Raw genomic sequence first — 23,422 nt, 5'->3', positions numbered from 1 at the left:
ACGTTCGTGCCCACCGAAGTTCGGGACGCACACCCGGAATTGTCGCCTCAGCGAAGGGATGGACCAGTTGGCTCACAATGATGTCAATGCTGCGCACAGGCCGACCTCAGCGAGCGTGGTGGTAGGTGTGGACGGAGGCCCGGCCGGGAACCTAGCGGTGCGGTGGGCGGCAGAGGTCGCCGCACGGCGAAACCGCGAACTGTTGCTCGTCCGTGGGTTGAACCTCGACGCCATCTATGGACCACCGGAAACCCGGCCGCGGTGGCTGCGTGAAGCGATTTACGACATGGCAGAACAGACCATGGCAGAGGCGACAGCGCACGCGCGCACAGTAGACCCAGCGCTTCGGATCCGGTCCGTGATCGAGCCCGGCGACCCTGTCGAGTTGCTCATCGAGCACTCCAGCAGTGCCTACCTGGTGGTGCTCGGTGGTCCCGAGGACCGACTGGGTCTTGGACGACTCGGTTCGGTTCTGCTCTCAGTGGTCAGTCACGCGAAGGGCCCGGTCGCGGTAGTACGTGGGGGCCGCAGCGGACTCGCTGCGGAGGGGCCCGTCGTCGTCGGGGTCGACGGCAGTCCGGTCAGCGAGGCGGCGACCGCAGTGGCATTCGATGTCGCGGCTTCGCGGGACGCCGCGCTGGTTGCGGTGCATTGCTGGTCGGACCCGTATGCCGGGAAATTCGCGCGCTTGTTCCAATTCGCAGAGGAGGCCACTGATTTCGGCACCCAGGCCAAGGCTTTGTTGTCCGAGCGGCTGGCCGGGTGGCAGGAACAGTATCCGCGGGTAGCCGTGGAACCCCAGCTGTCTGACAACGCGCCCCAAGACGAACTGCTGTCCTGGTCGGAGTCGGCCCAGCTGATCGTGGTCGGTAGCCGCGGGCGCGGGGGGTTCGCCCGGCTGCTCCTGGGTTCGACGAGCAGTTCATTGCTCGACCGGGCGCAGTGCCCGATCATCGTTGTCCACCCACAACAATGAGCCCTGCCATGGTGGCCGTCTGGGCGCTTCAACCGGGCACCGGATAACGCAGGGGCGGGTCAGCGCAAACAGACCGGTGGGCGCCGGTCGATCCACGGCACGGCCTGTTCGAGCTGAGCTGCCAAACGCACCATCATCGCTTCTCCACCCAACTGCGCGGTGAACTGCACGCCGATCGGAATAGCGTCGGCGCTCCAATGCAGTGGCAGTGACATGGCTGGGCGTCCGGTCACGTTGGCCAACTGCGTGTATGGGGTCCAGCTCAGATTGTTGTCGATGATTTGATCGAGCAGTTTCGTGTGTCGTAGCAGGCCCGCGGTGTGTGTCGTGAGCAGGACCTCTGCGGCCCGGCGCAGCGGCCGAGGTGTGTCGAGCGAGCCGATCAGCGGAGGCAGGTCGGCGAGAGTGGGAGTCACCAGCAAGTCATAGTTGTCGTAGAAGCCGGACAGTCGCCGCGTGTGGTCATGGCGGCGCATGACCACGTCGATGTATTCGAGGCTGCCGCAGGCACGCCCCAGCGCGGCCATCAGGCGGGTATCGAATTCGAAACCTTCATCGCCGCAACCGGATCGACGCTTGGCGTCCTCGACTTCCCAGGCGAGAGAGCTGAACCAGGTGAGCAGGAAATCCTGGGCCAGCACGTGGTCGTCGACCGGCGGCTTGTCGAGGATCTCGACAGTGTGTCCCAGGTCCGCGAGCGCCCTGCCTGCGACCTCGACGGCCGTGCGAGCCTCGGCATGAGGGGCTGGGTTGATGGCCGAGAATGTGCAGATGCCGATCCGCAGTCGACCAGGGTCGGCCCCGATCTGGGACAGGAATGTCTCGGCCGGAACCGCTGGGAGATAGGGTCCGCTGAGCTCGCCACCTTTGACGACATCGAGCATCGCGGCGGTATCACGCACGGTACGGGTAACGACGCCCTGGGCTGCGGCGCCATGCATCATTTCGGCGATCGCAGGGCCCATGGGCACCAGCCCGCGCCCCGGCTTGAGGCCGACGAGCCCGCAACAGGCTGCTGGAATCCGGATGGAGCCTCCGCCGTCGTTCGCTCCGGCCGCCGGAACGATGCCGGCGGCCACCGCCGCGGCCGAACCTCCGGAGGAGCCGCCAGGGGTGCGATCGAGATCCCACGGATTACGGGTAGGCCCGAAGAGGTCGGGCTCGGTGATGCCCTTGGCACCGAATGAGTGCTCGCGAGCCGGCAGTTGCGCCAGCGAACGAGATCCGCAGCTGCTGGGCAAGCCGGCGTAGTCCTGCGCGAGGTCCTTGATCAGGAACGGAATGCCGGCGAAGGGGCCGACCAACTCTTGGTCGACCCGATGCTCGGCCTCGGCAGCCATGAAGCGAACTACCGCGTTGATACGGGGGTTCACCATTCGGGCCTGTTGTCGAGCGACTTCGAGTAGTTCGCGAGGCGTCACGTCACCGGCTTGAACGAGTTGGGCAAGCCCCAGCGCGTCATAGCTCAGGTATTCGTCAGTCCGCATCCATATAGCATACTTTTAGCAAACATTCGTGAGCTCGGTTCGGCGGGGCGTCCCCCGGACTGCCGTTATGCGGGCGTTGTTCGGCAACTTGTAAGCCTCCTGGGGGTACTGGGTGATTGACGTTCCGGCGTCTAGTCCCAACCAGGTTCCGTCGCCCTGAGGACTACGGCACCGGTGCTCTGCCCCTGTTTCTACGTCGTGTTTCGCCCTTCAAGTGAGTGGCAGTCCGCTCGTCCTCCGGGGAAAGCGCTGCATGCGGGGGCTGAATGCTTTGTGCTTTGCCGCAAAGGCGATCCCAGGAGTTGTACGTCTGGGATTGAGATAACGAGTTACGCGACGCGGGCCTATGCCCTCGACAAATAGTTAGCTGTGAATATGCTGGCTGGGTGACCTCAGTGTCGGCGCCGATGCTAGCCGTCGCGAGACGGCCGCCAACCACCGGTAGGTGGGCGATCGAGATGAAATGGGACGGCACCGGTGCGCTTGCGATCCCTGATGGCCAGAGCTGCCGCTTGTATGGTCGAATCCGCCGTGAAGTCACCGCGTCCTTCCCCGTAACCAAGCCGTTCGTGTTCGTGCTCGCGGTGGCCGAGCTCGGGCTGAAAACCGTTGCCCGCCATGTGGGTTTCGAACCAAGCGGGGAACCGTTCAGCGCGATCGGCTTCGAGGAAGGCACCGGCCGCGTTGTCATGGCGGCGATCTCGGCCGACGGCTGGATCAGTCCGGTCACCGGCCGAACCGTCGTGTCCTCGGAGTTGGGCATCGGAGTGTTCAGTCCGCGGCTCGACCACCAGGGCAACAGTGTGCGGGGGATCGCGGTGCGGGCACGAACCTCGACCGCATCGCTGGATCTGTTGCTCGCGGAGCGCGAGTCATGACCCACGACACATCAGAGCAGGGGATCGCCATGGCGGACAATACATCCGGACGGCTTCGGCGGGTACAGGAACGGCTGCAGCGAGCGAAACCGCCCGTCCTGCTGATCAGCTGCCTGCTGATGCTCGGACTCGGTGGGCTGATGTGGCTGATCGAGGCACACGATGCGGCCGACATCTTCTGGATCGCCGGCACCGTCATCGCGTGGTTGGCCGCGACGGAGGAAGTGGTCACGGCGTTGCGCAAGGGCCGGTTCGGCGTCGACATGATTGCGTGGCTGGCCCTGATCGGCACCCTGCTGGTCGGGGAGTATCTGGCCGGCGCACTGATCGGCGTCATGCTCGCAACCGGTGCGGCGCTGGACGCGGCAGCTGAACGGCGCGCCGCCAAGGATCTGCACGCCCTGCTGGATCGGGCGCCGCGTACCGCCCGGCGTCGCCTCGGCGAGAGCATCGAAGTGGTGCCGCTGGATGCGGTGGCCGCGGGCGACATTCTGCTCGTCGGTCCCGGCGAGGTCGTACCGGTCGACGGTTGGCTCACCGCCGATACCGCCGAACTCGACGAATCCGCGCTCACCGGTGAGCCGCTCACCGTGACCCGGGGGCACGGCGAACTGCTGCGCAGCGGAATCGTCAATGCGGGACCGGCTTTCGAGCTACGGGCGCGCGCCAGCGCACGGGACAGCACCTATGCCGGCATCGTGGCACTGGCCCAGCACGCCGCTTCCGAACGCGCGCCGATGGTGCGAGTCGCCGACCGGATCGCAGCCTGGTTCCTGCCGCTGGCACTCGTGGCGGCCGGGGCGGCCTGGGTGTTCAGCGGGTCCGCGGTCCGGGCGGTCGCAGTGCTGGTGGTCGCGACACCGTGCCCGCTGCTGCTGGCCGTGCCGGTGGCGATCGTGTCGGGACTTTCGCGCGCCTCGCGGCTCGGGGTGGTGATCCGCGACGGCGGAGCGCTCGAGAACCTGGGGTATGCAACGACTTTGGTGATGGACAAGACCGGAACTCTAACCACCGGACGGCCCACGGGCATCGAGGTGCTGACAGCGCCCGGCGGCGATCTGTTGGAGGTCCTGCGTATGGCTGCCTCGGCCGACCAGCTGTCGGCGCATGTGCTCGCCGAAGCGATCGTGGAAGAAGCCAACAAGCGCGATCTGGTGCTGTCGGTTCCCGCCGACGTGCACGAGGAAGCGGGTACCGGGGTGCGCGCCATCGTGGACGGGCGGGTGGTCGAAGTAGGCAATCTGCGGGTGCCCGGCGATGGTGCGAGGTGGGCCTGCGCAGTGCGCACTCGCGCCGCACTCGATGGTGCGGCCGTGGCCTGGGTTGCCGTCGACTCCGAGCTCACCGGCGCGGTCCTGCTGACCGATCCGATTCGCGGTGATGCCGCCCGAACCCTGCGTCGGCTGCGCGAGGCCGGGCTGAATCGCCTGGTCATGCTGACCGGGGATCGGCGCGAACCCGCCGAGGAAGTCGGCGCGGTCCTCGGCATCGACGAGGTCCACGCCGAGCAGACTCCCGCCGACAAGGTCGGGCGGGTGCGCGCCGAAAGCGCACGCGCCGCGACCGTGATGATCGGCGACGGCATCAACGACGCGCCGGCGCTGGCTGCGGCGACGGTCGGGGTGGCGATGGGCGCGCGTGGCTCCACCGCGGCCTCGGAGGCCGCCGACGTCATTCTCCTCACCGACCGCCTCGACCACCTTGCCGACACCATGACCATCGCCCGCCGATCCCGCGCGATCGCCATGCAGAGCGCGGTCGCCGGAATGGGAATGTCGTTGGTGGCCATGGTTTTCGCGGCCTTCGGACTGTTGCCGCCCGCCGCGGGCGCGCTGCTGCAGGAGGTCATCGACATCGCGGTAATCCTCAACGCCCTGCGCGCCTTGCGTGGCGGAGGAGACGAGAACCAGCGCCTACCGCAGGCCACCACGCGACTGCTGCAACGATTTTCGGACGAGCACGACGACATGCGCGAGGACTTGGCGCTGCTGCGCGAGGCCGCGGGCCTGCTCGCCGACGGTGATCTGAACACCGCTCACGCCGCGTTGCGCCGTGTGGACAGGTTCTTGTTCGACACCCTGCTGCCGCACGAGAAGGCCGAGGAACGCGAACTGTATCCGGCGCTGGCCGCCCCGCTCGGCAGCGCGGAAGCGACCGCCACTATGACCCGGGAACATGCCGAAATCGACCGTCTCGCAAGGCGTTTGCACACGCATCTGGAGCAGGCCGATGCCGACGGCGGGATCACTCTCGGTCAGCGCGACGACCTGCTGGCTTGCCTCTACGGGTTGAACGCCGTGCTGCGACTGCACTTCGTCCAGCAGGAAGAGAACTACTTCACCCTCAGCGACCGGTGACCGGCGCATCAGCGATATAGCGTGTTTTCCAGAATCATCCCGGCGAGTCCGATACCACGAACCCGCCGGACAACGTGTGTCTCACCCTGCAGATCCGAGCGGCAGAGGTTGCCAATAACACGAACAAGTCCGTGAGCGAGCCTTGCACCCACTCGACGGTCCATGACGGCCTCGTACAGGTTGAACGCACTGTCTTGCCGCGACCCGCGCTGTTCGGAACGGCCGGCGCGGTACCTCGACAGTGCAACCGGCAGCACCCATTTGGTGCGTGTGGAACGTCCGCTCCAGCCGAGTTCGGTGCGTCGATGTACGGGGCAGCCGGGGGGCCGGTATCGGGCTAACGTGGCGCGCGTGTGGTTCAAAAAGTACGTGATCGTGTTCGGCGTGCTGTTGGTGTTGTCCTGCGGGTTGTGGGTGTTCGGTAAGTGGATGGAGAATCCCGTCTGGTTCGACTTCTCGGACTGTTCGGGGGCCTACTGTCCGCCGGAGGTGTCCCAGTCGGATGACGCGCAGCCCGATACGGCTCGATACGTTTCGTGTTGTCGATGATCTGCGGCTTCCTACATCTCAGCAACGCACGGAAATGCCGCTGGGCGCGCGGCAAGCCCGAAGATCAACGCGCCGAGGCAATCTCGGCGCTAGAACGCACTGAACTGCCGAATACAGGATGGTTTGAACCCGCCAGTATCGAGAATCGAACGATTTCGCGGCGACACCAGGTGGATTTCGAGCGGACCGAGATGCGCTCTACGACTTCACCGGCCGTACCAGCAAGCGCACCGGGCCCAGCGGTGGTGTGGTCGGGAGGTGGCTATCCCGACCTGTACTACCGGCGGTGAGCGATAGGCCCGATGAGGAGGGGCTGGTCCAGCATGTCTGCGGTGAACGACACTCCGGTGACCTTCGCCGCCAGGGCGAAGGCCCTCGGCACGCCGGTGCTGAGGCTGATGTCCCAGGCGTCCGTATTGCTCTCGGGCTCATCCTCATCGGCGTCATAAATGTAGTCATCGTCGGTCATGTCCAGCTGCATGCCCAGCTCACACATGTAGTCGTTGAACCGGTCGGGCTCGCTACCCCAACGGATATGCGGGTACCACAGTTGGTGGCCGGTCACGATCGTCCCGTCGATCGCGTATTCGAGGCTGTGCTCGGCGTAGTCGTGTCGGGTTATCGCCAGGACTTCACAGTCTCGCGATAGCTCCGCCAGCGTCTTGTGGTCAGTCACCCACCACCCGCACGGTTCGATGGCCACGCTCCAGGCACCGGCCCGAAACACGCCCACGTAACCGCCGCCGTCCCCGCCGCCGGTCTTGCCGAGGAACTCGTTGAGCTCTTCGAAGTCCGACTCCTGGCCGGAGGCGCCACCGTTGCTGAAGCGGCGCACCACCTCCGGCGGGTCCAGGTTTCGGAAGAAGGCGACGCTGAAGATCACGCCCAGCGGACCCGCTTGGCTCTCGGATGCGTTGAGCCACTGGAATGGGGCAAGGGGATCGGTTGTCGCCATGTGGGTGATGGTGGCAGACCCCACCGACAACCATTCGATCGTCTGGATGCTCGATCACTGTCCTCAGCGCGGACTTCCCGTGGCTCCGTTGACGTCCGAGCGGCTCGCCGGCCTGATCCGCGAGGGTCAGCAGAACACCGGACTTGCTGCCACTGGCGACCATCCTTGCCGCGCGGGCGAGGTGGCCCTCGGCACCGAGCACATCGGATCGCCATCCGGGACCGCCCGAAAGCACTGAAATGCCGCTGGGCGGGCGATTGGAACACAGCATCCGGCAATCGGATGCTTGACAACCCGTTCCACTTCCGCACAGACGCTGGTGATCCCCAGAGAAAGCCCGTCCAAGAAGCATGGACATGACTTCCGAATCGGCGCCGACCCATGGAATGGCTACACCCCGGGGGCCTGCTGCACCAATGCCAACTCTTCGAGGAGTGGCCGAGCGGAGATTACTTCACCCATGTCCGACCACCGAACCGGGAGCCGTGGCCGGCGACGGCTAGGTTCGCAGCCGTCCGAAGCGCGCGGTCGCGACGTTTCAGTGCGTCCTGACCGGGTCAGTTCGAATCGGGGCAACTCTCGGCAGAACACGGCGCACATGCGGTCGCGGCAGCGCGGTGAAGATTTTTCGACCGCGGCGATGAGTTTCCCGGACCACCCCCGTCCTTACTGACGAACGCGCCACCAACCCGGCGCGACCGACCAGAAGGAAACCAAATGACCGCCATCACCGCCACCCAGACCACCGCCACCATCCGCCCCGGCAAGGTCCGCAACCGTGTCCTGTGGACCCTGCAGATCGTGCTCGGTCTGTTCTTCATCATCGCCTCCGGCGGCCCGAAACTCGTCATGCCGCAGACCCTGATGGAAAACAACGCCACCGCCTTCTCCCTCCCGTTGGCGCTGCTGGTCTTCATCGGTCTCGCCGAGGTCGCCGGTGGCATCGGACTCATGGTGCCCCGCCTGACCGCCGCCGCCGCGACCGGCATGGCGATCCTCACCTTCCTCGCCGCCGGCTTCAACACCTTCATAGCCGGAACCCCGGAATTGGCTCCGTTCCCGCTGGCGCTCACCGTGATCTTCGCCTGGATCGCCTACGAACGCCGGAACTCGATCACCGCCCTGCGCACGCTGATTCAGCGATGACCCGCGCATAACACCCGGCTACCGGCGGCACCCAGCCGCCGGTAGCCGCGTTGTGCGTTACAGGGACGGCCCGGTCGGGTTGGTCGGGCCGTCCCATCGAAGTCGAGGGGCGGGCGTCAGCGGGGTCGCCCGCCCCGCGACCCATCGAATCAAGTGACAATAGATTCTGTTTCGCCGCAGGCGGTTTGGTGCCACAGCTCGACGCGCGAGCCTGTGCCATACCCGGGCCAGCCCTCTTATCGGTCGTCCGGCACGCTGATGACTGGTTTCGGCTCTTCGAACCGCTGGTAATGAGCGTGTATTAGCGGACTGTTAAGAATCCTGTTGCCGGTCCGCGAACCGCCGCTTCCCCGAGTAGAACAGTCTCGGGTGCAGGGGCCGTGGCGGTGAAGGCGTTGATTATGACGGGTATCGAGGACCGGGTGGCTCAGGGAGTTGAGCCGGGGATATTTCCGGATGAGCGGGGCCGGTTCGGGGTATTCGGCGGTAGATATGTGCCGGAAGGTCTGATGGCCGCGCTGCTGAATTTGGAAGCGGAATACCTCTTGGCGCGTGCGGATTCGAGTTTTGTGACGGAACTGCACGACTTACTGCGCGATCGGGCGGGCCGCCCGACACTGCTGCATCGGGTTCCCAATTTCGCACGGACGCTTCAGGTTCCGGGGCTGTCAGTGTATCTGAAGCGCGAGGATATGGCCCATACCGGCGCGCACAAGATAAACAACGCCATGGGGCAGGGGCTGCTGGCCAGGCGAATGGGCAAGAGTCGCATCGTTGCCGAGACGGGCGCGGGTCAGCACGGCGTCGCGGTGGCGACGGTCTGCGCGATGCTCGGCCTGGACTGTGTGATCTATATGGGCGCCGCCGATATGCGAAGGCAGGAATCCAATGTCATTCGCATGCAACTGCTCGGCGCCGAGTTGCGTGCGGTCCACCACGGCGGGGGCGGACTCAAAGCAGCCATCAGCGAGTCGGTGCGCGACTGGGTGGCGAACGTGGATACCACCCACTACCTGTTCGGTACGGCCGCCGGACCGGCGCCGTACCCGAGAATCGTCCGGGATTTTCAAACTGTCATCGGCAACGAGGCACGGTCGCAGTGCCTCGAATCCGAAGGGCGACTTCCCGATTACGTTTTGGCGTGTGTCGGCGGCGGCAGCAATGCCATCGGGTTGTTCCATGCGTTCCTCGAAGACCCGCAGGTGCGACTGATCGGTGTCGAAGCCGCCGGTCGTGGCATCGAGACCGGGGACCACGCGGCTACGCTCGCGGCGGGCAGCCCCGGCGAAATGGACGGCTCCTACAGCTACGTTCTGCACGACGAGGACGGCCAGATCGCTCGTACCTGGAGCATCGCCGCCGGTCTCGACTACCCCGGTGTAGGTCCCGAGTTGAGCTACTACAAGGACACCGGCCGCGTAAGCTGCCGCGCCGCAACCGATGCCGTAGCTCTACGCGGTCTGCAAACGCTCAGTCGCAGCGAGGGCATCATCGCGGCCCTGGAGTCCGCACACGCCGTCGGACATCTCGTCGAACTGGCCGAGCGGGCGGAATTGCCGCCGGATTCGCTTGTCGTGGTGGGCATTTCCGGACGGGGAGACAAGGACCTGGCCACAGCGGCGCAGCAGTTGGGGCACCGTGGCGGTTGATGCCGACCACCGGTGCCACAGATCGCAGGCGCAATCCGGATGAGCATTTTCAGCAGTGGGAGTCGTATCGCTGAGCGGTGCCGCCCCGATCTGGACTCGGTTAGCGACGCCTAGCTGTTGCGGCTCATGACGTCGGTGACGGCGACCTCCGGCCGCATGGCCTTGAGGAAGACCTCGACGAGGGAATCCGCGTATTCGGTGGTCAGTGGGCCGGATCGGAGCAGCCAGCGCTGGTAGAGGGGCGCGTAAAGCAATTCGAGTGCCAGGTCGAGATCGACGTGCGCGTCGAGTTGCCCGGCTTGTTGCGCACTGCGCAGACGGTCCTTCTTCGCCTCGTCCAACGGGCCCGCCAGCTTGGCGTGGTACTGGGCGGCGAGGGCCGGGTCGTTGATGATCTCGAGGTTGAGCGCGCGAATCGGTCCTTCGAACGCGGGATCGGCGAATTCGGCCACCGTCGCGCGCATCACGGTTTTGAGGTCGGCCGCCAAGTCGCCGGTGTCGGGCAGCGCCATGCTCTGCTCCGGCCCCTCTTCGCTCAGTGCGAGGAAGGCGTCCAGGACCACCGCGCCCTTGGAAGGCCACCAGCGGTAGATGGTCTGTTTGCCCACCCCCGCCCGGGCCGCGATGGCCTCGACGGACAACTTCGCATATCCCAGCTCGGAGACCAGCTCGCGAGCCGCGGCCAATATGGCCTGCCGGGAGCGCTCACTACGGCGCGCGGGATCGGGCTGCTTGACCATGGCCTGATCGTAACAGATACAAGACGAGTCGGATCGTCTTGCCAGCGCCTGTGGCGAGACGTATCGTATTGTCTCGCCACAGTGGATCAAGAAGAAGGAGGTGGAGCCATGACCCGCGTATGGCTCATCACGGGCGCGTCACGAGGGCTGGGCCGGGCGTTCGCGGAGGCGGCGTTACAGGCGGGCGACCGGGTGATCGGGGTCGCCCGCAATGTCGAACCCCTTGCCGACCTCGCCCGGCAGTACCCCGACGACCTGGTGCCGATGTCGCTCGATGTCACCGACCGCGCGGCCGTGTTCGGGGCCGTGGAGCGGGCGGCCTCGGCCTTCGGCAAGCTCGACATCGTGGTCAACAATGCCGGCGCCATGCTGCTGGGCATGGTGGAGGAGGCGAGCGAAGAGCAGGTCAGAGCCCATTTCGACGTGAACCTGTTCGGTGCGGTATGGGTCACCCAGGCCGTACTACCGCACCTGCGCGCTCAGGGCGGCGGACGCATCCTGCAGGTCACCACCATGGGGACCGGTGGCGGGTTCCCCATGGTCGGCATGTACGCGGCCGGCAAGTCGGCACTGGACTCGGTGAGCGAGGCCGTGGCGATGGAGGCCGAGCAGTTCGGCGTCAAAGTCACCATCGTCCAGATGGGCGGCTACGACACCGGCCTGTTCACCACAGGGACCACCGCGACCACACCCGACCCGCACTACCAGCAGCTGCGCGATGAACTGATCGCGATGTGGGGTGAGGACGCCGGACCGGCCCCGGCCACCGCCGCTCCGGTGATCATGGAGCTGGTGGACCTACCGGACCCACCACGACGTCTCATCATCGGCTCCGGCTCCTTCGACGTGGTCCAGCAGGACCTCGCAGACCGCGCGGCGCACTATCGGGCTTACGAACACGTCAGCCGCAAAGTGCCCGGATAACCGTGCGATCCATGGGCAGTCCACGGCACGTCGTGGACTGCCCATTCGTCATCATCATCCACTTCCCGGTCCCTGCCTACTCGAGGAACCAGAGCTTTCACGGTGGGGTTCGGTGACCGATGGCGAAACAGCCCGGCGGTTTGATCTTTTCAAGTGGTCCCCCGGCCTCGCGCCGGCACCGATACAGCCCAAAGCGCGCCGAATAATGTTGTGGCGCAAGTACCATCAATAGTTGGCGGGAACGCGCGCACCCACCCCCTACACACTCTTCAGAAGGGGCGGGCCGATGAAGGCTAGCTACCAAAATCAGATCGCGCTGCCCGACGACATCTCCTTCGACGTCACCTGGGTTCCCGACGCCGCAGTCGTACAAACCACCGTGGACGCCTACGTCAACGCCCTCGCCAAGCCGACCTGGTACACCGACCCCGCTCAACTGCGCAGCACCCGCGACACCCGGATCTGCATGCTCAGCCACCGCCAATTCAGAGCAGTGGCCGATCCGTGGAACACCCAGCGCCAGTTGCGGATCTACCGATGCGAAACCTGCGGCAACGGGTGCACCGAAAGCGGCATCGAACTCGGCCACATCCAGAAATGGCGAGACCACCTCAAAACCGCCGCCGTCACCACCCCCGCCGAGGCCAAAGCGGCCTACAACAACCTGGTGAACCTGCGCCTGGAATGCCGATCATGCAACGCCAGCCACGATTGGGAATAGACCGAATCACAGGCCGAGGACTTCGGTAACCTCGGCGAGTCACTGCTCAACCGTTCGGCCTGGTACGAGTCGCACGTCGAGGACATCGTGGAAGTCGAGGCCGGCTAGGGCGACAAGTCCAGCACTGCCGTGCCGGTGGTGAAGTCGGTCGGCACCGATGTGTGATCGTGCACGATGAGCCATCGCTGGTCGATCTTCTCGAAGCAGGCTGTCCAGCGGAACCAGAAATCGGTTTTCTGCCCGTCGGTCGTGGTGCCCATCATTCGGTTCAGGCTGCGGCTGAAGGCGATGCAGTCGGCCACTGTGATTTTCAGATCTTGTATCTCGAAATCGATGGGTCCGGTGAAGCCGGCGAACGTGTCTTCCCATGGCTTTCGATACGCGTCGCGGCCTACATATCGCAGCGGTGGAACGACGTCGAAGGACACGGTGTCCGGTGCGTGAATTGCCATCGCGGCCTCCACGTCTCGGGTGCGGAATGCCGCTACCCAGGTGTCGATCAGACCACGGATCTGCGCTTCGTCCGTGGGCTCTGTCGTACCGGTCATATCCCGCCTCGCTTTTCCGATGGCGGCACCAGCTTCGAGCCGTGGCCGTCGACGTCGCGGCCCCGATTCGACCGCTGCCGCCGGTCGCCTCCTGCTTGCAGGCTCCACTGTTCCAGAACATCTGGATGTCCGGCTACTGTGGGAGCTCGCTCGGCGGGATTGCCGCCGAGCGGACGACTATCGCGGTGTCGGCGCTGTCAGCGAGTGGTGCACGGGCTCGGCAGTCCCGAGCCGGTAGCGAGATCACAAATGCCGCCGGTCAACGCTTGCAGAGGTGTGACAGCCAGCAGCACCAGCAGGCCGATGACGTTGCCCTGCTGGAACAGCCACACCGCCGAACGCGCGGCAGCCGAACCGGAATCGACAGCCGCCGAACCCGTTTCGTCCGCGACGGTGGTGACCGGCGGTGGGGTGAAAGCGACCGGTTCGGCCTGGGCCGACGCGGCCGCGGTCACAAGGGTCGTCGCAGCAGCCGAAGCCACGGCAAGCCGGAGAGTGGTACGCATCATCGCGCTCCTAATAAAAGAAATGTCCAGAGCCATAGAGGAAAGTGCGAAGCAAACCGTTCAGCGTGGCGGCTTGCTCATATCCCGATTCATCGTCGGGATCTCGATACTGATCGGCATCTGAAGCTCCGCCAAATAAATCAAAGCAGCCTGACGAAGAAACTCATCGAACAACCAATACGCATCCGGCGCCAGCGGAACCACCGGCAACAACCCCTCACGCACCGCGATAAACGGACCCCAACTCACCCGCAACAACGGATCCCACAACAACTCCCGCGGAATCCGCAACTCATCAGCGATCCGATCACCCAACAGAAAACGAGTAAACGAACCCAACACCGGCTTACTCAACACCGCGAAATCCAAATTCACACCCAACCGCAACAACCGATCCGCCAGCACCGCACCCTCCGGCGTCACCGCGATAATCGGATCCAGCACCTGCGCCGCCTGAGCATTCGCCTCCGGCCACGAATTCGGAATATACTCATCCCGAATCCCCAACATATGCCCCGCCACCTGCCACGAATGCAGAAACGCCTCCGACTCATGGGCCGGCATCGGCACCCCCCACGCCGTCAAATGCTTCATCACCGTCGTCGGCAAACTATGCCACGTCACCATCATATCGTTCTGACTGATCGGAACACCCTCCTGCGCCACACTCGCCCAATGCGGCGAACGCGGCAACAAATTACGCACCGCCGCATGCACCAACCGCGTCTTCACACACGTCACCACCATCTCCCCATCCGCCCCATACGCATTATGAGTACCGATGTCATACCCCAACTTCGCGGTCTTGGTGATCCGATCCTTCAAATCATGACCCCCCTTCGAGTAATACACCGCCCGAGCCTCTTTCGGAATCACCGTGCTCATCATCCCGCTCGCCAACCCATACAACACCCCCAAATACAAACCCCGCTTCTTGTTGAACTGCACCGCCGTCGCCAACTTCCCCTGATCAGTCCACTGCGGCAACCGACGCGCATACTCCATGAAATCCCGCAACTCCGAAGGCAACCCCTCCGGCAACGGCTGACCATTCCTGGTCCACGTCCGCAACAACGCATTCACCGCCGGCACCTCACCGCGATCGATCAAACCCCCCACCAACTCATCAACCTCCGGATCCCACACCCCCATCGGATCCAACCCCTCACCCACCCCCGCCACCGAACCCTGCGGCGACCACGACCACGGCTCAGCCCGCGCCGGAACCATCACCGCCATCGCCCCGAACGCACCCAACACCCCACTCGCCTTCAACGCACTCCGCCTGCTGAGACTGTCCATGTCTGCTCCTCATCGAGCCCGAGCACGTGTTCCACATGCTCGGCGTGTGTGACAAATATCTGAGAATGAGCAGTAACTTAACACCGCGACCGGCGGCCTGTCAGCCGTTTGGTGAGAACAGGTTCTTGTTGATCTACACCCAGATACCCTGCACTTTCGCCAGCGCACCCGCCAGCAACTAGCGAAGGAATGACTAGTCACTTCGCGGCGCCGTTATCAGATCGCTGCGACAAGCCGGTGCGGCGACCAGCACGACCTATCCCCGGTTGTAACCGGCCATATGACGGTCGAGGATCGTCAGGAACCGGCTGCCCGCCGGTGACGGCTCGGCGGCGGCCCACGCGGCGGCCATCGGAATGGCCGGGGCGGCAGGGACATCCCGGAACACCACGCCCGGCCGGGTCGCCGCCGCGACGCCGCGGGTGACGAATCCCAGACCGGCGCCCGCCGCGACCAACCCGGCCAGCGTCGTCACCGGCGTCGCCTCCTGCACGATGCGCGGCTCCACGCCCGCGGCTCGGAAGCAGGCGATCACTTTGTCGAACAGCACCGGCCCGACGCTGCGCGGCGCGGTCAGCATCGGCTCGCCCCACAAGTCGGCGAACGACACGGTGCGCTGCTCGGCGAGACGATGTCCGGCCGGCAGAGCCAGAACCAAGGGCTCGGCGGGCAACATGCGCAGCCGCAGACGCGGCCGTTCCAGCGGCGGATGCAGGACTGCGAGATCGATCTCGCCCCGATCGAGCGCGACTTCCAAGGCCGGTGAATTGATCTCGACCAGATCGACTTCCACGTCGGGGTGCGTGGTGCGGAACGCCTGGATCGCCTGCGGTAGCGCGGTGTAGGAGGCGACCACGGTGAAGCCGAGTCGCAACCGCCCGTGCAGACCCCGCGCGGCCCTGCGCGCCGCTTCGGCAGCCCGATCGCCTTGTGTCACGGCAGATTTCGCAGGGGCGAGGAACGCCTGCCCCGCCGCGGTGAGTCGTACTCCGCGCCGGTTGCGCTCGAAAAGCGTTGCGCCGATGTCGCGTTCGAGGGTCCGGATGCGCTGACTCAACGCCGGTTGACTCAGGTGCAGTTCCTCCGCGGCCCGGCCGAAGTGCAAAGTCTCCGCCACACGGAGGAAACATTCGACCGACCGCAGATCCACGCTGTGATCGTATTGCACTATCACACAAGCCGATATACCGATTGATCGCGATCACGGCCGCGCCGAAACTGGCCGTATGCGCCCACTCACCACGCTCTCCGCCTGCCTCACCCTCGCGATGCTGACCGCTTGCGGCTCGGCCGACACCGAATCCGGCGTGACGATCGAACAGATCGTCGCTCTCGCCGACGGCGACCATCTCGCCAGCACTTACGCCGACGGCGTCCTCGCCCCGGACGGGTATCGCGACCTGCTCACCACCCTGCGCGTAGCCGACGGCGAAGTCAGCGCGCACCATCTCGAAGTGTCCAATTCGGTGACTTCGGCGCCCGAGGTGCTCGCGCTCTCACCCGATGGCAGAACGGCTTTCGTGACCGAACGCCTGGGACAACGGCAACCCGGCAGCACCCGGGCGCAGCAACTGCCGCAGGGCGATCGCCTTTTCGCCGTGGATGTTTCGCCCCCGATGCGGGTGCTCGACACCGCCACCATCGCGCACTCCCCCGAAGCCCTCGGCATCAGCCCCGACGGCACCCGGATCGCCACCGTCTCCAACACCGCCGATGCCGCGATCCTGGAGTTGACGCCCTGGGACGGAACAGCTTTCGGCACACCGGCATGGTACGACCTGGCGACGCTCGGCCTCACCGGTGACCCGGCCCGCCCCCGGGGCGGCGTGCTCGCGACCAACGTGCACTGGCATCCCGACGGCCGCGCTCTGGCCGTCAACATCACCACGCAGAACCGAGTCGCCTTCTTCACCGTCGACGGCAACGAGATCCGCCCCTGGGGCGCCCCTGTCGGCACCGGCGCCGATCCCTTCGTTGGCCGCTTCACCCCTGACGGTCGCCACTACATCACCTCCGACTGGGGTCGCGACCTCAGCACCACCGACCTCAGCCGGCGGATCCCCGCCACCCGTTCGAAACTCAGCGTCATCCGACTCGACGACACCGGCAACCATCAGGTCACCGCCACGGCGGACTCCGACAAGTCGGCCGAGGGGCTGGCCATCAATCCCGCGGGCGACCGCGTCGCGACAGTCAACATGCGCGGCACCGCCCTGCCCCCTGATTCGCCCGCGCACGAGACTCAGGCCTCGGTCTCGCTGCTGCGTCTCGACCCGGCTACCGGCGCCCTCACCAAACTCGGCGACTATCCCCTCGACGGCGTGCTGCCCGAAGGCGGTACCTTCGATTCCACCGGCCGCTACTTCATCGCCACCGTCTACCAGGCCCGCGCCGCCGACACACCGGGCTCCGGGCTGCAGATCTACCGCGTCGAACCCGACCGCCTCACCCCGGTCCAGCGCATTCCGCTCCCCCACGGCGTGCACCACGTCGCCACTCGATCCTAGAAGTGGACCTCGGCTGTGCTCGCTCCGGCACGCCATTATCAAATCCGCAGCGTGAACCATGTCCAGCGATAGTGTGCCGACCATGAAGTTCTCTGTGCAGCTGGCCGACGAAACCGTCGTGCAGTACCACGACAAGGACACGTTCTCGATCGAGAACGGCGCGCTCAAAGTAATCAAAGGCGACGGCGGCGTCGACATTTTCTCACCCAGCTACTGGCGAATGATCGATCAGCCGGTCGCGCCGGAACCCATTGTCGAATCCGTGCATTTGCCGGCCTAGCGAAACGGACTGTACTTTTCGAGCCCGAGTGAAGCCGAGAAGGTGGACAGGTTGCACGGGATATTGCCCGGGTAGTTGACGCACGGGCGCGGTTCGTCGACCACGCTCGGCGCGTCGGTCGCGGGAACCAGCGGCAATCCCGCCGCCGCGGCGGGCGCGGCGGCGGCGAGCGGGGCGAGCACGAGGCCGAGTGCGGTGAGCCAGAGCTTCGGGTTCTGCATCGAATCCTTCTTTCCGGTGGAAGGCCGACCATTCAGCGATACCGTATGCCACGGCTCGGGCCCGCGACAGCCATCGATTGTGGGGGACCACCCCCTGACTCAGGAAACCTCCGCGTGTTCGTCGTCGAAGCCCAGCCGCACATCATGATCGACCGCGCCACCGCTGATGATCACTTCGCTGGTCACCAGGGGGTAGCCGCGAGCCACCACGGAGTACTCCCCCTCGGCCAGACCGGCGACGGCATAGCGCCCGTCCTCGTCGGTATAGACGATGTCGACGGTCGAGCCGCAATGGTCGAGCACGGTGACCCGGGCGTCGTAGACGGGGCGGCCGTCGGCACGCACCGTTCCCCACAGTGTCGCCAGGGGAGCCAGTTCGACGTCGAACCGCAGCTGCCCGCTGTCCGGCACGGTCAATGTGGTTGCGGTAGGCCGCATTCGGGGAGCGACCGCCACGAGCGTATAGGTTCCGGCCATCAGTCCCCGACATGCGTAACCGCCGTTCGACGCCGTGACGGCAGCACCGACCACCTCACCGCGCTGGTCGGTCACGGTGACGGTGGCACCGGCCACGGGCGTACGCGCGGCGGTGTGTACCACGCCCGACAACTCGCCGGACGCGTGCAGCGTGAGGTCGACCTGCTGGGCGGCGCCCTCCACGGCGGTGACGTGCACCGCGGCCGGTCGATAACCTTCCGCCGCCACGATCATGACGTAGTTTCCCGGCGCGGCGGGCTCGAGGGTGTAGACACCGTCCTCGTCGCCATTCATCCGTGAAACTTGTTGCCCGAGTTGATCTATCAATGTCAGCACCGCATCGGGCACCGGGTGTCCGTCATCGCGGCGGACGCGACCGCCGATTGTTCGGCCGCCAGCCGCGAACTGCTCACCAGACATCCCTTGTGGCCCACTACCGTTCGTCGCCGAGTGCGCCGGAGCGTCAACCGGCGGCGGTTCGGCGACTGCCGGCACGACGGCCTCCGAAATCTCGTCGCCGCTTTCCCCGGCCCGCACCAATTCCTCGGGCACGGCGTGCGCAGCGTCCAGGGGCTCGAACAACGGCTGCCGCGACTTCCGCAGCTGCGCGCCCTCGACGTCGATGTCGGGCAGCAGGCGATCGAGCCACCTCGGCATCCACCAGGACCACTTGCCCATGATGACCAGCAGCGCCGGCACCAGCACCATGCGCACCACGAACGCGTCGATGGCGACACCGGCGGCCAGCGCGAAGCCCATGGATTTCGCGGTGACGTCGGATTCCAGCAGAAAGGAGCCGAACACCGAGATCATGATGATCGCCGCCGAGGTGACCACGCGGGCGCCGTGGTGGTACCCGGAGATCATGGCGTCCCGGGCGGACTTGCCGTGCACGAATTCCTCGCGCATCCGGGTCACCAGGAACACCTGGTAGTCCATGGCGAGCCCGAACACCAACCCGATCAACATGATCGGCAGAAAGCTGATGATCGGTTGCGGATCGGAGATCAGGCCGAAAGCGCCTTCCTGGAAGATCAACACGGTGGCGCCGAAGGTGGCCGCCATGGAGAGCAGAAAGCCCAGCGCCGCGGTCAGCGGGACCAGGATGGACCGGAACACCAGAATCAGCAACACAAAAGCCGCACCGGCCACGATCGCCAGGTAGGGCACGATCTTGCCGAGTAGGACGTGGTCCATATCGGCGTAGATGGCGGTCGTGCCGGTGATGCCGTATTCGATTCCGTATCGCTCGGTCAATTCGGGTTCGGCCGCGCGGGCGTCGCGCACCAGGTCCTTGGTGTCCTGATTGTTCGGCCCCGACCGCGGGACCCCGCTGAGCATCGCCCCGAGCCCGTTCGCACTGAACTGGGGCATGGTGACGTAGTCCATCTCCGGGAAGGCCGCGAGCCGGTCGCGCAGTGCGGTGACCGCGGCTCGGCGCGCATCCTCCGGCACCTGCTCCAGGTCGGCGACCACCGTGAGAACGCCGTTGCTGCCTTCACCGAAACCTTCCGTGCGGATGTCGTAGGCCTGCCGGACCGTGGAATCGGGCGGGAAACTGTCCTCGCCCGGCAGACCCAGTTGCAGGTTGAGCGCCGGAGTGGCCAGTGCCGCGAGTGCTGCCGCGGCGACGGCCGCCGCGATCCATGGACTCTTGCCGATCAGCCTGGCCAGCCGCATTCCGTGGGTGATCGAGGTGTCGTCTTCCGGATCGTGCCGGGCGACCAGCGGCAGCTTCGGCGTGAACAGGAAGCGGCCGAACGCGCCGAGCAGAGCGGGCATCAGGGTGACGGCGGTGAGCACGGCGAAGCAGGCCGCGAGGGCGCCGCCCAGGCCCATGAAGGTCAGGAACTTCACCCCGACGATGCTCAGCGCACCCAGGGCGACGATGACGGTGAGCCCGGCGAACACCACCGCGGACCCGGCGGTGCCGACGGCGATACCGGCGGCCTCCTCGGGACTGTCCGCGACTCGTAGTTCGTGCTTGTAACGGGAGACGATGAACAGGGCGTAGTCGATGGACAGCGCGATGCCGATCATGGACGCCAGGAAGGTCGTGAAACTCGGCACCTCGATGATCGACGTGCCCAGCGCGATGGACATCAGCGCGGCGCCCAAGCCGACGACGGCGGTGATGATCGGCACGAAAGCCGCCACGATCGCGCCGAAGGCGATCACCATGACGACCAATGCCACACCCATGCCGATCATTTCGGCGTGGCCGCTGGGCTGTTCCTGTTCCTGCTCGATCGCCCCGCCGACCTCGACGATCAATCCCTTTTCCCGGGCCGGGCCCGCGACGTCGTAGGCGGCGTGCCGCTCTTCGTCGGTGATGTCCATCGAGGAGGGGATGTCGAAGGGCACCGAGAGCACGGCGACGGTGGCCGGAGTCGCCTCGTTCAGGACATTGAGCGGGGCGCCCGAGCACACGGCCGGGTCGGCGGTGGTCAGGCAGCCCATCGACGCGGTGACATCGACCGGATTCTTCAGCGCGGCAGCGGTTTCGGCGGTGACGAGCCTGCGCCTGCCGTCCTCGACCGCCAGTGCCTTCAGGTCGGTGATGAGCGCGTCGATGGCGGCGCGGTTCGGCGGGTCGGTCAGCTTCGTGCCTTCGGGCGCCTTGATGACGTAGGCGCCGCTCACCGCGTCGACGCTGAATTGGCCGGACATACCGGGGAACTGCTTGTCCAGGATGTCGGTGGCGCGTTGCGCGGGCAGCGCCGGCATGCTGAACTCGTCGCTCATCGGTTTACTCAGCCAGCCGCCGACGCCGCCGAGCACGGCGAGGAGTACGAGCCACACCGGCAGTACTATCCATTTGCGGCGGAAGGCGAATTTGCCCCAGCGATAAAGGTATACGGACACGACTAGGTTCTCCTGGAGGTAACCGGTTGTGCTGGTTCAGGGCCCGTTACAGCACCTTCGCGGCCCGCTGTGCATGCGAAACATCTCCCCCGACGCGAGCTGCCACCCCTACCGCGCGGCAGGGGTGGCAGAGCTGAAAAGCACGTAAGCGGAGGAATAACCTCAATTTTCGAGAGCATACCGCACGCCGACGCACCACCCTCGATACCGGGGCGGCCCGGTTACGGTTGGCTGCCGACGGACTCAGCCAGGAACGGCCAGGCGGTGCGCAGGTCGTCCTCCCAGTAACCCCAGGAATGGGTGCCGACCGGCCGATCATGCACGGTGACCGGAATGTCGAGCTCCCGCAAGCGATTCGCCAGATTCACCGTGCAGTAGCGAATAGCCGCCTCGATGGGCCCGCCGAACACGATCTGCACCGGCAGCGGAATGCGGCCCTCCTGGACTCGGCGGTCGGCCGGGGTGTCATGCGGCGCTGCCGGAATCCCGCTGCCCGTAGTCAGATACACCGCGGTCCCGCGCAGTCGGTCCGCGTGGACCAGTGGGTCGTTGGCCCGCCACAGCGGACCGTTGCGCGGCCCCCACATATTCTCGACGCTCTGCCCGCCACCCCAGTTCTCGACCGTCAGGCGCACGAACTCCTGCCCGATAGGATCCGACGTCTGCGCGCAACCGCTGAACGACGCGACGCTCTGCCAGAAACCGGGCTTGGCGATCGCCAGGTTCAGCACCGAGGTGCCGCTCATCGAAACACCGACCAGCGTCCGATTCCCGTTGGCGCCCAAGAAATCCTCGATGACCGGCGGCAACTCGTCGTTGAGGAAGGTCTGCCATTTGTTGCGGCCCAGCACCGCGTCGTCGCGCACCCAGTCGGTGTAGTAGGAGTTGGCACCGCCAAACGGGGTCACCACGTTGACATCCTTGCCGCGCAGAAAGTCGACCGCGTCGGTCTGCACATCCCAGCCGCTCTCGTTCGGGCCGCCCCCGGAGCCGTTGAGCAGGTACATCGTGGGCCGAGCCGGGGCCGCGGCGCGAATGACCTGGACCGGTATCTGCCGATCCATCGCGGGCGAGAACACCATGACCGTCTGCCGGCGGTCACTCACGTCGGCCACGGACACGACGCCGGGCGCCGCGGCCGCGGTGTCCACCGCCCCCGCCGAGCCCGCCACTACCAGCGCGCCGACGGCGAGCCAGCGCAACGTGGTGGCGCCGACCCGCCACGTCACCGCGCCCGCGCGGGTGCTCCGGGATGACGCCGATCGCTGTTGCCTCAAGTTGATCCCTCTCGTCGCCGCGTTGCCGGTCATCGCGTTACCGGAGGTTCGCACTGGTCCCCGACCTGGTTTGGTCCGCGGCGCGGGCAATGCGGAACAGCGGGGGCGCGAGCGTTGTTTCCGGTAGACATGACGCTCGGAGTGGCCCTCGCCCAGACGAATTCGACCAACTACATCGACGATTCCGTGCACCAAGCGCGAGCCGTCGCCGCGCACGGTGTGGGCTCGGTGTGGTTCGGACAGCGCATGGACTACGACTCACCGGCACTGGCGGCCATCGTCGGCCGGGAGGTGCCCGCGCTCCAGGTGGGCACCTCCGCGATCCCGGTGATCGGGCGGCACCCGCTCCTGGTCTCCGCGCAGGCGCAGACAGCGCAGGCCGCCACGCACGGCCGCTATCACCTCGGCCTGGCTCTGGGCTCATCACTGGTGGCCGGTGCCTTCGGTACGCCTTTCGATCGGCCGGTCGCCCGGTTGCGCGAGTTCCTCACCGCGCTTCGGGAACTACTGGACACCGGAACGGCCGATTTCCACGGCGAACTCCTCACCGCCACGCCGCCTTTGCCGACCGCCTTGGCCGGGGCACAGCCGCGCATTCCCGTCTTGGTGGCGGCCATGGGCCCACAGGCGCTGCGCGTGACCGGCGAACTCGCCGACGGCATCCTGCCCTACCTCGCGGGCCCGCGGACCCTGGGTGAGCAGATCGTTCCGGCGCTCACCCGCGCGGCCACGACCACGCCGCGCGTCGTCGCCTTCGTGCCAGCCGTCGTGACCTCCGATATCGAGGGGGCCCGCGCCGAGGCGGTCGAGCAACTGGCGTTCTACGACCAGGTGCCCTCCTACCGCCGGGTCATCGAACTCGAAGGCGCACAGCGGGCCGCGGACCTCGCCATTATCGGCGACGAGGAGACCGTGGCCGCCGGAATCCAGCGCTACTACGACGCGGGTGCGACCGAAATCGTGCTCACCGCAACCGATCTCGCTGGAGCCGAAGACCAGCAACGGACCTGGAAGCTCCTCGGCGAGCTCGCCGCACAACGTTCGCCGGCGCGATAGG

General features: G+C 65.9%; 20 protein-coding genes and 2 pseudogenes. 11 read left to right on the top strand and 11 right to left on the bottom strand.

The features are described from left to right. Positions 1-58 precede the first annotated feature (58 nt). Positions 59-976: a universal stress protein gene (locus BJ987_RS21125; protein WP_245366063.1), complete on the top strand. Its 918-nt coding sequence runs from the start codon at positions 59-61 to the stop codon at positions 974-976. A gap of 59 nt (positions 977-1,035) precedes the next feature. Here the strand turns inward: BJ987_RS21125 and BJ987_RS21120 are convergent, their stop codons facing one another. Then, entirely contained in the window at positions 1,036-2,463 is a 1,428-nt protein-coding gene (locus BJ987_RS21120) for an amidase (RefSeq protein ID WP_209892856.1), read from the bottom strand. A 512-nt stretch (positions 2,464-2,975) separates the two neighbouring features. On the opposite strand from BJ987_RS21120, the gene BJ987_RS21115 reads away from it, so the two are divergent. Together BJ987_RS21115 and BJ987_RS21110 are read left to right on the top strand one after the other, a co-directional pair. Then, positions 2,976-3,341, top strand: a complete 366-nt coding sequence (locus tag BJ987_RS21115) for a glutaminase (RefSeq protein WP_209892853.1) — start codon at positions 2,976-2,978, stop codon at positions 3,339-3,341. A gap of 29 nt (positions 3,342-3,370) precedes the next feature. Next, positions 3,371-5,698, top strand: a complete 2,328-nt coding sequence (locus BJ987_RS21110) for a heavy metal translocating P-type ATPase (RefSeq protein ID WP_209898821.1) — start codon at positions 3,371-3,373, stop codon at positions 5,696-5,698. A gap of 826 nt (positions 5,699-6,524) precedes the next feature. On the opposite strand, the gene BJ987_RS21105 is transcribed toward BJ987_RS21110, so the two are convergent. Beyond that, a complete protein-coding gene (locus tag BJ987_RS21105; RefSeq protein ID WP_209892850.1) occupies positions 6,525-7,202 on the bottom strand; it encodes a DUF6461 domain-containing protein in 678 nt (225 codons plus the stop codon). Between BJ987_RS21105 and BJ987_RS21100 the strand changes: the two genes are divergently transcribed. From BJ987_RS21100 to trpB, 3 genes are all read left to right on the top strand, one after another. Further along, positions 7,201-7,440 (top strand): hypothetical protein, encoded by a 240-nt coding sequence (locus BJ987_RS21100; protein WP_209892847.1) that lies wholly within the window; start codon positions 7,201-7,203, stop codon positions 7,438-7,440. The two genes, BJ987_RS21105 and BJ987_RS21100, sit on opposite strands and share 2 nt — an antisense overlap. Positions 7,441-7,919: 479 nt before the next feature. After that, positions 7,920-8,348: a DoxX family protein gene (locus BJ987_RS21095; protein WP_209892844.1), complete on the top strand. Its 429-nt coding sequence runs from the start codon at positions 7,920-7,922 to the stop codon at positions 8,346-8,348. Positions 8,349-8,728: 380 nt separating this feature from the next. After that, positions 8,729-9,997 carry a tryptophan synthase subunit beta gene (gene trpB / locus BJ987_RS21090; protein ID WP_307869700.1) on the top strand — a complete coding sequence of 423 codons (1,269 nt, stop codon included), beginning with the start codon at positions 8,729-8,731 and terminating at the stop codon, positions 9,995-9,997. Positions 9,998-10,107: 110 nt separating this feature from the next. Here the strand turns inward: trpB and BJ987_RS21085 are convergent, their stop codons facing one another. After that, positions 10,108-10,737, bottom strand: a complete 630-nt coding sequence (locus BJ987_RS21085; protein ID WP_209892841.1) for a TetR/AcrR family transcriptional regulator — start codon at positions 10,735-10,737, stop codon at positions 10,108-10,110. Between the two features lie 108 nt (positions 10,738-10,845). On the opposite strand from BJ987_RS21085, the gene BJ987_RS21080 reads away from it, so the two are divergent. Together BJ987_RS21080 and BJ987_RS21075 are read left to right on the top strand one after the other, a co-directional pair. Beyond that, the gene (locus BJ987_RS21080) at positions 10,846-11,661 is read left to right on the top strand and encodes an SDR family NAD(P)-dependent oxidoreductase (RefSeq protein WP_209892838.1); all 816 of its coding nucleotides are present in this window, start codon (positions 10,846-10,848) and stop codon (positions 11,659-11,661) included. 286 nt (positions 11,662-11,947) lie between these two features. After that, positions 11,948-12,382: a GH-E family nuclease gene (locus BJ987_RS21075; protein WP_209892835.1), complete on the top strand. Its 435-nt coding sequence runs from the start codon at positions 11,948-11,950 to the stop codon at positions 12,380-12,382. Between the two features lie 104 nt (positions 12,383-12,486). Here the strand turns inward: BJ987_RS21075 and BJ987_RS21070 are convergent, their stop codons facing one another. From BJ987_RS21070 to BJ987_RS21055, 4 genes are all read right to left on the bottom strand, one after another. After that, on the bottom strand, positions 12,487-13,038 hold the full coding sequence (locus BJ987_RS21070) for a YybH family protein (RefSeq protein ID WP_209892832.1): 552 nt from the start codon (positions 13,036-13,038) through the stop codon (positions 12,487-12,489). Between the two features lie 89 nt (positions 13,039-13,127). After that, the gene (locus BJ987_RS21065; RefSeq protein WP_209892829.1) at positions 13,128-13,436 is read right to left on the bottom strand and encodes a hypothetical protein; all 309 of its coding nucleotides are present in this window, start codon (positions 13,434-13,436) and stop codon (positions 13,128-13,130) included. Positions 13,437-13,496: 60 nt separating this feature from the next. After that, complete coding sequence (locus BJ987_RS21060; RefSeq protein ID WP_209892826.1) at positions 13,497-14,738, bottom strand: oxygenase MpaB family protein; 1,242 nt, start codon at positions 14,736-14,738, stop codon at positions 13,497-13,499. Positions 14,739-14,994: 256 nt separating this feature from the next. Continuing rightward, a complete protein-coding gene (locus tag BJ987_RS21055; RefSeq protein ID WP_209892823.1) occupies positions 14,995-15,888 on the bottom strand; it encodes a LysR family transcriptional regulator in 894 nt (297 codons plus the stop codon). Positions 15,889-15,964: 76 nt separating this feature from the next. On the opposite strand from BJ987_RS21055, the gene BJ987_RS21050 reads away from it, so the two are divergent. Both BJ987_RS21050 and BJ987_RS21045 read left to right on the top strand, forming a co-directional pair. After that, entirely contained in the window at positions 15,965-17,245 is a 1,281-nt protein-coding gene (locus BJ987_RS21050) for a lactonase family protein (protein WP_209892820.1), read from the top strand. Between the two features lie 82 nt (positions 17,246-17,327). Continuing rightward, the gene (locus tag BJ987_RS21045) at positions 17,328-17,525 is read left to right on the top strand and encodes a hypothetical protein (RefSeq protein WP_209892817.1); all 198 of its coding nucleotides are present in this window, start codon (positions 17,328-17,330) and stop codon (positions 17,523-17,525) included. Here BJ987_RS21045 and BJ987_RS21040 read toward each other — a convergent pair. The 4 genes and pseudogenes from BJ987_RS21040 to BJ987_RS21030 all read right to left on the bottom strand — a co-directional run bounded on the left by BJ987_RS21040 (position 17,522) and on the right by BJ987_RS21030 (position 22,365). After that, complete coding sequence (locus tag BJ987_RS21040; RefSeq protein WP_209892814.1) at positions 17,522-17,746, bottom strand: hypothetical protein; 225 nt, start codon at positions 17,744-17,746, stop codon at positions 17,522-17,524. The genes BJ987_RS21045 and BJ987_RS21040 overlap by 4 nt on opposite strands. A gap of 99 nt (positions 17,747-17,845) precedes the next feature. Beyond that, positions 17,846-18,598: pseudogene (locus tag BJ987_RS38235) on the bottom strand (MSCRAMM family protein); the annotation flags it as partial. A gap of 207 nt (positions 18,599-18,805) precedes the next feature. Continuing rightward, positions 18,806-21,088: pseudogene (locus tag BJ987_RS21035) on the bottom strand (MMPL family transporter); the annotation flags it as partial. A gap of 221 nt (positions 21,089-21,309) precedes the next feature. Next, entirely contained in the window at positions 21,310-22,365 is a 1,056-nt protein-coding gene (locus BJ987_RS21030; protein WP_245366062.1) for an alpha/beta hydrolase, read from the bottom strand. A gap of 129 nt (positions 22,366-22,494) precedes the next feature. Between BJ987_RS21030 and BJ987_RS21025 the strand changes: the two genes are divergently transcribed. Further along, positions 22,495-23,421 carry a TIGR03564 family F420-dependent LLM class oxidoreductase gene (locus BJ987_RS21025; RefSeq protein WP_209892808.1) on the top strand — a complete coding sequence of 309 codons (927 nt, stop codon included), beginning with the start codon at positions 22,495-22,497 and terminating at the stop codon, positions 23,419-23,421. Position 23,422: the final 1 nt, after the last annotated feature.

This window comes from Nocardia goodfellowii (genome assembly GCF_017875645.1).
Taxonomy (GTDB): Bacteria; Actinomycetota; Actinomycetes; order Mycobacteriales; family Mycobacteriaceae; genus Nocardia; species Nocardia goodfellowii.
The sequence above is the reverse complement of the archived record's forward strand: the minus strand, read 5'-3'. Positions and strand labels throughout refer to the sequence as shown.